The organism is Actinomadura oligospora ATCC 43269 (assembly GCF_000518265.1).
Taxonomy (GTDB): domain Bacteria; phylum Actinomycetota; class Actinomycetes; order Streptosporangiales; family Streptosporangiaceae; genus Spirillospora; species Spirillospora oligospora.
In genome coordinates this window covers 155773-166507 of the sequence record NZ_JADG01000004.1, presented here as the reverse complement: position 1 = coordinate 166507, position 10735 = coordinate 155773, and the positions used below count along the sequence as shown (strand labels likewise).

The window sequence follows — 10735 nt, the reverse complement described above, 5'->3', positions numbered from 1 at the left end:
GACGAGCGCCGGACGGTCCCGCCCCCGCCCGGACGGAGCGACCGGGCGGGCGGGGGTCGTCCCGCCCGCACGACGTCCGCACCCGCGCACCGAACCCGCTGAGGACACGCTGAGGAGTTGTCAACGAGCATGAGGGTTGTCCTGGCCGGCGGCGGCACCGCCGGACACATCGAGCCCGCCCTGGCCCTCGCCGACGCGCTGCGCCGCCACGACCCGAACACCGGGATCGTCTGCCTCGGCACTGAGCGCGGCCTGGAGACCCGGCTGGTCCCGCAGCGCGGCTACGAGCTCGCCTTGATCCCCCCGGTGCCGCTGCCCCGCACGCTGACCCCGCAGCTGCTGTCGGTCCCCGGACGGCTGCGCGGCGCGATCAACGCCGCCGCCGGCGTCCTGGACCAGATGCGCGCGGACGTGCTGGTCGGCTTCGGCGGGTACGTCGCCACCCCCGGCTACCTGGCCGCGCGCAAGCGCAAGGTGCCGATCATCGTGCACGAGGCGAACCCCAAGCCGGGTCTGGCCAACAAGCTCGGCTCGCGGTTCACCGACCACGTCGCGGTCTCCCACCACGACTCGCCGCTGCCGAACGCCAAGTTCGTCGGGATCCCGCTGCGCCGCGACATCGCCAACCTGGACCGGATGGCGATGGGCGACAAGGCCCGCTCCTACTTCGGCCTGCTGCCCGAGCTGCCCACCCTGCTGATCTTCGGCGGGTCCCAGGGGGCCCGGTCGCTGAACCGCAACGCGGTCGCCGCCGCGCCCGCGTTCCGCGCGGCCGGGATCCAGGTGCTGCACATCGTCGGCCCGAAGAACACCGAGGTGCCCGACCCGGGCCCGGCCGGCGCCCCGCAGTACGTGACCATCCCCTACTGCGACCGGATGGACCTCGCCTACGCCGCCGCCGACATGGCGATGTGCCGCGCGGGCGCGATGACCTGCGCCGAGCTGTCGGCCGTGGCGCTGCCCGCGGTCTACGTGCCGCTGCCGATCGGCAACGGCGAGCAGCGGCTGAACGCCGAGCCGATCGTCCAGAACGGCGGCGGCCTGCTGATCGACGACGCCGAGCTCAGCCCCGAGTGGATCGCCGGGCACCTGATCCCGATCCTGCGCGACCCGGCCCGGGTGGCGAACATGTCCGAGGCCGCGGGCCGGATGGGCCGCCGGGACGCCGACGTGGCGCTCGCCCGCATGGTCTACGACGTCGTCCGCGCCGCGCACCAGCAGGGGCAGGGCCAATGAGCCTGGTCGACCCGTCCGCGGTGGTCCCGGCCGGTGAGCTGGGCCGGGTCCACTTCATCGCGATCGGCGGCGCGGGCATGTCGGGCATCGCCCGGATCATGCTGAAGCGCGGCATCACCGTCTCCGGCAGCGACGCCAAGGACTCCGAGCTGCTCGGCCAGCTCGCCGGGCTCGGCGCGAAGGTCTTCGTCGGGCACGACGCGTCCCATCTGGGGGACGCCGAGACCGTCGTGATCTCGTCGGCGATCCGGGAGGGCAACCCCGAGCTCGCCGCCGCCCGCGCGCGGGGCCTGCGCGTCCTGCACCGGTCCGCGGCGCTCGCCTCGCTGATGGCCGACCGCCGCGCGGTCGCCGTCGCCGGGACGCACGGCAAGACCACCACGACGTCGATGATGACGGTCGCCCTGCAGCACGCCGGGGCCGACCCGTCCTACTGCATCGGCGGGCAGCTGGTCACGACCGGGCTCGGCGCGGACGAGGGCACCGGCGAGGTCTTCGTCGCCGAGGCCGATGAGAGCGACGGCTCGTTCCTCATGTACACGCCGCACATCGCGGTCGTGACCAACGTCGAGGCCGACCACCTGGACAACTACGGCGGGTTCGAGCAGGTCAAGGAGCTGTTCGCGAAGTTCGTCGGACGGGTCGGGGACGGCGGCGCGTTCGTCGCCGGGGCCGACGACCCGGTCGCGCGCGAGCTCGCCGACCTCGCGCGGGCGCGCGGGCTGCGCGTCCTGACCTACGGCGAGGCCGACGATGCCGACCTGCGCGTGACCGGCTTCACCCCGCGGGGCCTCGGGTCGCGGTTCACGATCGAGGGCGAGGCGGACGGACTCGGCGAGGTCGTCCTCACCGTCCCCGGGCGGCACAACTCCCTCAACGCCGCAGCCGTCGTCGCGGTCGCGCACGCGCTCGGCCTCGACCTGAAGACCGTCCGCGAGGGGCTGAGCGGCTTCGGCGGCGCGATGCGGCGCCTGGAGCGCAAGGGCGAGGCGGCGGGCGCCGAGGTCTTCGACAGCTACGCCCACCACCCGACCGAGCTGGTCGCCGACCTGTCGGCGACCCGCGACTACCTGGACGGCCGGGACGGCGAGGGACGCATCGTCGCGGTCTTCCAGCCGCACCTGTACAGCCGCACCCGGTTCTTCGCCGCCGAGTTCGGCGAGGCCCTGGGCCTGGCCGACGTCGCGGTCGTCCTGGACGTCTACGGCGCGCGCGAGGACCCGGAGCCCGGCGTGACCGGACGGCTGATCGCCGACCGCGTGCCGGACGGCACCGAGACGGTGTACGCGCCGGTGTTCGACGAGGTCCCGGACGTCGTGGCCGGGCTCGCCCGGCCGGGCGACCTCGTGATCACGCTGGGCGCGGGCGACGTGACCAGGCTCGGCCCGGTGATCCTGGAGCGCCTGGCGGACGCCTGACCGGGCCACGGCGACGGGCGGGCGGTCCTGGGGAGCCGGGCGGCCCGGGGGAGCAGCGGCGCGGCGTGGAGGCGTGGCTTCCGGGCGGCCGGCGGTCATCCTGGAGGGCATGACCGAGGCTGGGACGAGGCGGCACACGGTGCACGGCGGAGGACACACGCGAGGGGACGCACGCGACGAGGGCGGACGGCCGGATTCCGGGCCGTCCGCGTCGGCGCGCGCCTCGGGCCGTCAGCCGGTCCGGCGTCCGCCCGCGCGGCGCCGCCCGAACCGGTGGAAGGTCGCGTTCGTCACCCTGCTGGTCGTGGGCGTGCTCGGCGCGGCCGGATGGGTGCTGCTCGGCTCGAAGCTGCTGGTCGTCCGACATGTGGAGGTGGCCGGGAACCACTACGCGCCGCGCGACCGGATCGAGGGCGCGGCCGGGATCTCGCTCGGCTCGCCCATGGCCCGGCTCGACACCGGCGCGGTCCGCGCCCGCGTCCGGCGGCTGCGGGAGGTGGCGTCGGCGAAGGTCGAGCGCCAGTGGCCCGGGACGGTCCGGATCGTCGTGACCGAGCGCACGCCGCGCGCCATGGTCGACCGGGACGGCCGGTACTACCTGCTCGACGCGTCCGGGGTCACGGTCACCGACGGGACGGCGCGTCCGGCCGGGCTGCCGCTGCTGTCGGTGGCCGCGCCGGGGCCGTCCGACCCGTCCAGCCTGGCGGCGCTGCACGTGATCGAGCGGCTCCCGGCCGCGTTGCGGCGGAAGCTGGCCGAGGTGACGGCGAGCTCGCCGGAGGCGGTGACGCTGCACCTCGCGGACGGCCTGACGGTCGTCTGGGGCTCGGACGAGCGGACGGCGGAGAAGCTGCGCCTGATCGAGGCGCTGCGCCGCTCGCCCGCCGGACGGTCCGCGAACACGGTCGACGTCAGCTCGCCCGAAGTGGTCACGACGCACTAGCGGCGTGGTGATGATCACTTCGGGCGTCCGCCGATCAGGCCGTCCGGCCGGGGGATGCGGCAGGGGACCGGGGGCTCCGCGGGCCGGTGCCGGACGCTCGTCCGCCGTCCGCGGGCCGCGTCCGCGGTCACGCCTGGTCGTGCCGCCGGAACGCACGGTTCCCGTGTGTCGGAGCGCTTCGGGCGTCCCGATGGGGGAAGCTTGGACCGGACCCGGGCGCGGACCGGGCGACGGGCCCGGAGGCCGGGCCCGGGGGCGCGGTCCGGAGGCGGGCCGTACCAACCAGGGCAAGTCTCGCCAAGTCCGCGCACGCGACACGCCGGGGCGGTTGGCGGGAGGTTAGTTGACCCTGGCCGTTGGCCCGCCCTACTGTCCGTATCAGTCATCAGGTTGACATAACTGTAAGCCTCAAGTTGAGGGTGAGGGTTGAACCGGGTTCGGAGCCCGGTCCGGCCTCACCCCCGACTCGATTAGATAAGCGAGCGGAAAGGCCCCTCGTCGTGGCAGCACCGCAGAACTACCTCGCGGTCATCAAGGTCGTCGGCATCGGCGGCGGCGGCGTCAACGCCGTCAACCGGATGATCGAGGAGGGACTCAAGGGCGTCGAGTTCATCGCGATCAACACGGACGCCCAGGCGCTGCTGATGAGTGACGCCGACGTCAAGCTCGACGTGGGCCGCGAGCTCACCCGGGGCCTCGGCGCGGGGGCCAACCCCGACGTCGGCCGCAAGGCCGCCGAGGACCACCGCGAGGAGATCGAGGAGGTGCTCAAGGGCGCCGACATGGTCTTCGTCACCGCGGGCGAGGGAGGCGGCACCGGCACCGGCGGCGCGCCCGTCGTGGCGAACATCGCCCGTTCCCTCGGCGCGCTCACCATCGGCGTGGTCACCCGGCCGTTCTCGTTCGAGGGCAAGCGCCGCGCGATGCAGGCGGAAGCCGGAATAGAGACACTCCGGGACGAGGTCGACACCCTCATCGTCATCCCCAACGACCGGCTGCTGTCGATCAGCGACCGGCAGGTCAGCGTTCTGGACGCGTTCAAGGCCGCGGACCAGGTGCTCCTCTCCGGTGTTCAGGGCATCACCGACCTGATCACCACGCCAGGCCTGATCAACCTGGACTTCGCCGACGTCAAGTCGGTCATGTCCGGCGCGGGCTCGGCGCTCATGGGCATCGGCTCGGCGCGCGGCGACGACCGCAGCGTGGCCGCGGCCGAGATGGCGATCTCCAGCCCGCTGCTGGAGGCCAGCATCGACGGCGCGCACGGCGTGCTGCTGTCCATCTCCGGCGGCTCCGACCTCGGCCTGTTCGAGATCAACGAGGCGGCGCAGCTGGTGTCCAACGCCGCCGCGCCGGACGCCAACATCATCTTCGGCGCGGTCATCGACGACGCGCTCGGCGACGAGGTCCGGGTCACCGTGATCGCCGCGGGGTTCGACGAGGGCCGCCCTACCAGGCCGGCTCCGGAGGCTGACGCGCGGCGGGTTCCTCCGGCCCGGCAGAACACCCCCAACCCGTCCGGCCAGCAGGCGCCCGCGCCCGCACCGCAGCCGCCCGCCAACCCGATCCCGAGCCGTGTCGGCCGCAACCCCGAGCCCGCGACCGGGCTCGCCCAGCCGGGTCAGCAGGGTCCGGGCGCGCCGCAGCTCGACCGGCCCGAGCGGCACCAGCCGTCCGGCCCGCAGCACCAGCCGCCCGCGCACGCCCCGACGCACACGACGGTCGCGCAGGCCGCCGCGGCACCGGCCCCCACGCCGGTGCCGGAGCGGCCCGCCCCGGTCCAGGCCGCGCCCGGCCCGGCCGGGTCCGGCGCGCCCGGGCCCGCCGACCGGGACGAGCGACGTGGCGAGTCCGCCGCCGACCAGGGCGGACGCACCCCCGCGCCGCGTCCCGAGCCCGCCCCCTCCCGGGTGCACGCCGGCGAGTCCGGCAACGCCCCGGCGCCGTCCCGCAACCGGCGGGTCGTGTTCGAGGAGGACGAGGACGACCTCGACGTGCCCGACTTCCTGAAGTGACCACCCCCTCAGTGATCAACGAAATCCCCCTCGGCGCCGGTGTCGGCGCGGCGTTCACCGACCGCGCCGGCGGCGTGAGCCCCGCGCCGTTCGCGGGTCTGAACCTCGGCGGAGCGGTCGGCGACGACCCGGCCGCCGTGCGCGCCAACCGCGAGCACGCCGCCGCCGTCCTCGGCGTCGACGCCGGACGCACCGTCTGGATGCGGCAGGTGCACGGCGCCGACGTCGCGTTCGTCAAGTCCCCCGACGACCTGGGCGACGACGCCGTCGACGGCGTCGTGACCACGGTCCCCGGCCTCGTCCTGGCCGTCCTGGTCGCCGACTGCGCCCCGGTGCTGCTGGCCGACCCGGTCGCGGGCGTCGTCGGCGCCGCGCACTCCGGACGTCCCGGCACCCTCGCCGGGGTCGTCCCCGCGCTGGTCGACCGGATGCGCGAGCACGGCGCCGAGCCCGCGCGGATCACCGGCGCGATCGGGCCCGCCGCCTGCGGCTCCTGCTACGAGGTGCCCGAGGCCATGCGCGCCGAGGTCGCCGCCCGGGTGCCCGCGGCGTACGCGACGACCGGCGCCGGGACCCCCGGCCTCGACATCCGCGCCGGAATCGTCGAGCAGCTCGCCGGACGCGGCGTGACCGGCGTCAGCGTCGACCCCCGCTGCACCATCGAGACCCCCGACCTCTTCTCTTACCGGCGGGACGGCCAGACCGGCCGGTTCGCCGGATTCGTATGGCTGAAGGACGACCTGACCGATGACCCCGAACACCTCTAGCGAGTCCACGGGCCGCCGGGAGGAACTGGCGGCCAACCTCGCGGAGGTGCGGGAGCGGATCGCCGCCGCCTGCGCCGCCGCGGGCCGGGACACCGAGGACGTGACGCTCGTCGCGGTGACCAAGACCTTCCCGGCGTCCGATGTGCGGCTGCTGGCCGGACTCGGCCTCGCCCAGGTCGCCGAGAACCGCGACCAGGAGGCCGCCCCCAAGGCGGCCGAATGCGCCGACCTGGCCCTGACCTGGCACTTCGTCGGCCAGCTCCAGACCAACAAGGTCAAGTCGGTGGCGTCCTACGCGGGCGTCGTCCAGTCCGTGGACCGGGCCCGGCTCGTCCGGGCGCTGTCCCAGGCCGCCGTCGCGGAGGGCCGCACGCTGCGCTGCCTGGTGCAGGTCGGCCTGGACGAGAAGGAGGGGCGCGGGGGCGCGGCCCAGGCGGACGTGCCCGCCCTGGCCGACCAGATCGCCGCCGCCGAGGGCCTCGAGCTGGGCGGCGTGATGGCCGTCGCCCCCCTCGGCGAGGAACCGCGGCCCGCGTTCGAGCGGCTCGCGCGCCTCGCAAATGAGGTGCGACTGTCACACCCGGGTGCCACGATCATGTCGGCGGGGATGAGCGGCGACCTGGAAGCCGCCGTCGCGTGTGGCGCGACACACGTGCGTGTCGGTACGGCGTTGCTCGGCGGCCGGAGCGCAATCGTCAGGTAATGTCCCCCCAGTGGTGGCCGTCAGGACGGCGGTTTCTACAGGCAGGCGGAAGAGTCCGACGGCGGCGCCAGGCCCGGCAGGGGGCGCCGGTGCCGCGGCCACAGGACGACGGAGGGGCGTATGGCCAGCGCGATGCGCAAGATGGCGGTCTACCTCGGCCTTGTGGAGGACGACCGCTACGACGAGAAGTTCAGCAAGTACGACAAGTACGACGACTATGACGAGTACGAGGTCTACGACGACGAGACCGACCAGATCCCGGGTCGGCGCGGGGGCCACCGCGAGGACGAGGCGGGCGTTCAGCCTACCCGAGCCGACGACGTGGCGGACCGTGAACGCGATCTCGTCCCGGCGGCCCCGGACCGGCGGTCCGTGGCGCTCTACGAGTCCTCCGCCGCCGCCGATCTTGCGCGCATCACTACGCTGCACCCGAGGACCTACAACGAAGCCAGGACCATCGGGGAGCACTTCCGTGAGGGCACGCCGGTCATCATGAACCTGACCGAGATGGTCGACAGTGACGCCAAGCGCCTGGTCGACTTCGCGGCAGGTCTGGTGTTCGGCCTGCACGGCAGCATCGAGCGTGTTACGAACAAGGTGTTCCTCCTGTCACCCGCCAACGTGGAGGTGACGGCGGAGGACAAGGCCCGGATGGCGGAACGAGGGTTCTTCAACCAGAGCTGAGCAGCCGAGACCGAGAGAGCGTCCGTGCATATCGTTGGACTGATCCTGCAATACGTCCTGTACCTGTTCCTCCTGTTCCTCATAGGGAGGTTGGTCCTCGAAGTCCTGCGGTCGTTCGCCCGGGAGTGGCGGCCGACGGGGGTGGTCCTGGTCATAGCCGAGACCGTCTACACCGTCACCGACCCGCCACTGAAATTCCTCCGGCGTTTCATCCCACCCGTACGGCTGGGTAACGTGGCACTGGACCTCAGCTTCACATTCCTCTTCCTTGTGGTCTGGGTCTTGATCATCTTCGTGCAGATGCTCTGATCAGATACCGTCCTTACCGGACAGACTCCAAGCGCGCCAAGGAGACGAACATGCCGCTGACACCCGCCGACGTGCGGAACAAGCAGTTCAGTACCACCAGGCTCAGGCCGGGTTACGACGAGGAGGAGGTGGACGCGTTCCTCGACGAGGTCGAGGCGGAACTCGACCGCCTCATCCAGGAGAACGAGGAGCTCCGCGCGAAGCTGGCCGAGTGCCTGCGCGGCAAGGTTCCCGCCATGGCCGCGCCCATCGTCGAACCCAAGCCGGACGTCACCAAGATCCCCGAGCCGCCGCGGCCGGAGCCGATCCAGCAGCAGCCCGAGCCGGAGCCGGCGCAGCTCGGCATGGGCCAGCAGCTGGGCGGCCAGCTCGGCGGCGGCCTCGGCATGGGCCAGCCGTCCGGCGAGGACAACATGGACACCGCGGCCCGCGTGCTGGCGCTCGCGCAGCAGACCGCGGACCAGGCCATCGCCGACGCTCGCCGGGAGGCCGACGAGACGCTCGGCCGCGCCCGCCGCGAGGCCGAGGAGATCCTCGGCAAGGCGCGCCGCCAGGCCGACCAGATCGTCTCCGAGGCCCGCTCCCGCGCCGAGGCCCTGGACCGGGACGCCCAGGAGCGGCACCGCCAGGTCATGGGCTCCCTCGTGCAGCAGCGCGAGGAGCTCGAGCGCGAGGTCGACAACCTGCGGGCGTTCGAGCGCGAGTACCGCAGCCGCCTGAAGGTGTACCTGGAGGGCCAGCTGCGCGACCTGGAGGCCGGGTCCGCCGAGGCGGGCGCCTTCCCGAACCCCGCGGTCGGCCCCGCGCAGACCGGTCCGCAGCCCATCGCCGCCCCCGCCTCCGACCAGCGCAACGGCGCGCCCTCCGGCGCCCCCTCCCCGACCGGGACCTCCCCCTTCGGCACCCCCGACGCCCCCCAGCACACCCAGCAGGTGCAGCACTCGGCGACCGGGGCCTTCCACACCGGCGACAACCCGCCGCACGAGAGGCGCTGACGCCTGTCCCGCAGGCGATAGTGTCTTGTCGATCGCCGCGCCGCGGATGGCCGTGGGCCATCCCGGCGGCGTCGGCGTATCCGGGCACATCGGCGGTGTCCTCCGGGCCTTACCGCGGTCCGGGGCGCGGCCCGTAGGGAAGAGAGAGACCCTGTGATCATCCTGAGTGGCGTACTCGTGGTGGTGGCGATCGCCCTGCTGGTGGCGGGAATCGTCGCGGGCAACGGCGACAGCGCGCAGGTGTTCGGAGTGGACGCCATCGCGGTGATCTACACGTCCATCGCGGTCAGCCTGGTGTCGGCGCTCTGCCTGCTCGTCGGGGTGTTCCTGCGCCGCAAGGAGATCTTCGGGGGTGGCGCGGCCTCCCCCCGCCGCGATCGCAAGGGCAAGAAGGCCAAGAAGGGCAAGACCGCCGGCCAGGCCGCGGCGCACGGCGCCGCGCAGCACGCCGGCGAAGGCGACCCGGACGACGAGGTCGCGATCCCGCCGCAGCACGCGGACGTTCCGGACGACGCGATCGTCTTCGTCGTGCGCGGCCGCAAGCGCTACCACCTGGACACCTGCCGCCAGCTCGCCGGTCGTGACACCGAGGAGCTGACCTACGCGGAGGCCCGCGAAGAGGGCTTCAGCCCCTGCACCGCCTGCCTCCCCGACACCGCGCTCGCCGCGCGGGCCTCGGTCTCCGTCGGGGCTCCGTCCACCGCAGGAGGGCCCGCTGCCGGGGCGCCCGGTGGCAAGCAGGGTGACGCGCCGTCCGGTTCCGCTCCCCGCGGTCCCGTGGCGTCCGCCGCGTCCCCTGCCGCGCCGCCCGCTCCGCCCGCGCCCGCCGCGCCTCCCGTGGCCGACTCCCCGTCGGTGCCGTCCGCGTGGCCGACTCCGGCCGCGAGCGCCCCGCCCGCCCCGTCCGGTCGCGGCGATGTCACGCTTCCCGACATCCCGGTGGCCGAGCCGGCGTCCGAGCCCGAGAACGAGGCTCCGCCGGCCGGGCCCACGCTGATGGACATCCCCCTCCCGACGACGAAGCCCGAGACCGAGACGAAGCGGGACGAAGTCGCCGAGAAGCCCTCAGAGGCCGCCAGCACGGAGGTGACGTCCGAGCCGGAGGCGAAGGACGCTCCGGTCGCCACGATCGCCGAGAAGGCGGCTGCGGCTCCGGTCGAGGAGCCCGAGGCCGAGAAGGACGAGCCCGGGGAGGCGGAGGAGGAGGCCGTCGCGGTGGCCGCCGCTCCGCCCCGTCCGCGCGAGTCCGCCGACGAGGACGAGCCGTCCGGCAAGGCCGAGGTCGCCGAGGACGAGGCCGACGAGGTCGCGACTGACGCGGCGGACGCGAAGCCGGAGCCCGAGGCCGACGAGGCTGCGGACAAGGCCGAGGTCAAGACCGAGGACGCCGAGTCGTCCGAGGACGAGGCCGCCGCCGAGGAGGAGCCGCAGGTGCGCATCCTCAGCGGCACCAAGCGGTACCACCGTCCCGACTGCGCGCTGATCGAGGACATCGGCGACGACGCCGAGGACCTGGAGTCCCTGCCGCGCAGCGAGGCCAAGGAGCGCGGCTGCACGCCGTGCCTGGTGTGCCAGCCCGACCGCGAGCACGCCCGCGACTGACCCGCATCCCTTTCAACCCGAGACGACCGGAACGGCCGCCCGCGTACGGGCGGCCGTTCTGAT

At 73.8% G+C, this 10735-nt stretch carries 10 protein-coding genes; all 10 read left to right on the top strand.

From position 1 onward, the window contains the following. Positions 1-129 precede the first annotated feature (129 nt). The 10 genes from murG (at position 130) to P696_RS0105245 (ending at position 10672) form a co-directional block, all read left to right on the top strand. A complete protein-coding gene (murG, locus tag P696_RS0105295) occupies positions 130-1236 on the top strand; it encodes an undecaprenyldiphospho-muramoylpentapeptide beta-N-acetylglucosaminyltransferase (protein WP_026411503.1) in 1107 nt (368 codons plus the stop codon). Then, positions 1233-2654: a UDP-N-acetylmuramate--L-alanine ligase gene (gene murC / locus P696_RS0105290; RefSeq protein ID WP_026411502.1), complete on the top strand. Its 1422-nt coding sequence runs from the start codon at positions 1233-1235 to the stop codon at positions 2652-2654. The genes murG and murC overlap by 4 nt, the downstream gene beginning before the upstream one ends. A gap of 109 nt (positions 2655-2763) precedes the next feature. Next, positions 2764-3597, top strand: coding sequence for a cell division protein FtsQ/DivIB (locus P696_RS43440; RefSeq protein ID WP_084337048.1), 834 nt, complete (start codon positions 2764-2766; stop codon positions 3595-3597). Between the two features lie 500 nt (positions 3598-4097). Then, positions 4098-5612 carry a cell division protein FtsZ gene (gene ftsZ / locus P696_RS0105275; protein WP_026411501.1) on the top strand — a complete coding sequence of 505 codons (1515 nt, stop codon included), beginning with the start codon at positions 4098-4100 and terminating at the stop codon, positions 5610-5612. 11 nt (positions 5613-5623) lie between these two features. Next, a complete protein-coding gene (pgeF, locus tag P696_RS0105270) occupies positions 5624-6379 on the top strand; it encodes a peptidoglycan editing factor PgeF (RefSeq protein ID WP_051467097.1) in 756 nt (251 codons plus the stop codon). Continuing rightward, positions 6360-7082 carry a YggS family pyridoxal phosphate-dependent enzyme gene (locus tag P696_RS0105265; RefSeq protein ID WP_026411499.1) on the top strand — a complete coding sequence of 241 codons (723 nt, stop codon included), beginning with the start codon at positions 6360-6362 and terminating at the stop codon, positions 7080-7082. The genes pgeF and P696_RS0105265 overlap by 20 nt, the downstream gene beginning before the upstream one ends. Before the next feature lie 120 nt (positions 7083-7202). Next, on the top strand, positions 7203-7766 hold the full coding sequence (locus tag P696_RS0105260; protein WP_026411498.1) for a cell division protein SepF: 564 nt from the start codon (positions 7203-7205) through the stop codon (positions 7764-7766). Between the two features lie 24 nt (positions 7767-7790). Beyond that, positions 7791-8075 (top strand): YggT family protein, encoded by a 285-nt coding sequence (locus P696_RS0105255; RefSeq protein ID WP_026411497.1) that lies wholly within the window; start codon positions 7791-7793, stop codon positions 8073-8075. Between the two features lie 50 nt (positions 8076-8125). Next, a complete protein-coding gene (locus P696_RS0105250) occupies positions 8126-9070 on the top strand; it encodes a DivIVA domain-containing protein (RefSeq protein WP_026411496.1) in 945 nt (314 codons plus the stop codon). A 153-nt stretch (positions 9071-9223) separates the two neighbouring features. Continuing rightward, positions 9224-10672 carry a hypothetical protein gene (locus P696_RS0105245; RefSeq protein WP_026411495.1) on the top strand — a complete coding sequence of 483 codons (1449 nt, stop codon included), beginning with the start codon at positions 9224-9226 and terminating at the stop codon, positions 10670-10672. Positions 10673-10735 lie beyond the last annotated feature (63 nt).

Bases quoted from the DNA above. Each gene is read 5' to 3' on its own strand.
- murG (WP_026411503.1), top strand. From the start codon at position 130: ATGAGGGTTGTCCTGGCCGGCGGCGGCACCGCCGGACACATCGAGCCC.
- murC (WP_026411502.1), top strand. From the start codon at position 1,233: ATGAGCCTGGTCGACCCGTCCGCGGTGGTCCCGGCCGGTGAGCTGGGC.
- P696_RS43440 (WP_084337048.1), top strand. From the start codon at position 2,764: ATGACCGAGGCTGGGACGAGGCGGCACACGGTGCACGGCGGAGGACAC.
- P696_RS0105265 (WP_026411499.1), top strand. From the start codon at position 6,360: ATGACCCCGAACACCTCTAGCGAGTCCACGGGCCGCCGGGAGGAACTG.
- P696_RS0105260 (WP_026411498.1), top strand. From the start codon at position 7,203: ATGGCCAGCGCGATGCGCAAGATGGCGGTCTACCTCGGCCTTGTGGAG.
- P696_RS0105250 (WP_026411496.1), top strand. From the start codon at position 8,126: ATGCCGCTGACACCCGCCGACGTGCGGAACAAGCAGTTCAGTACCACC.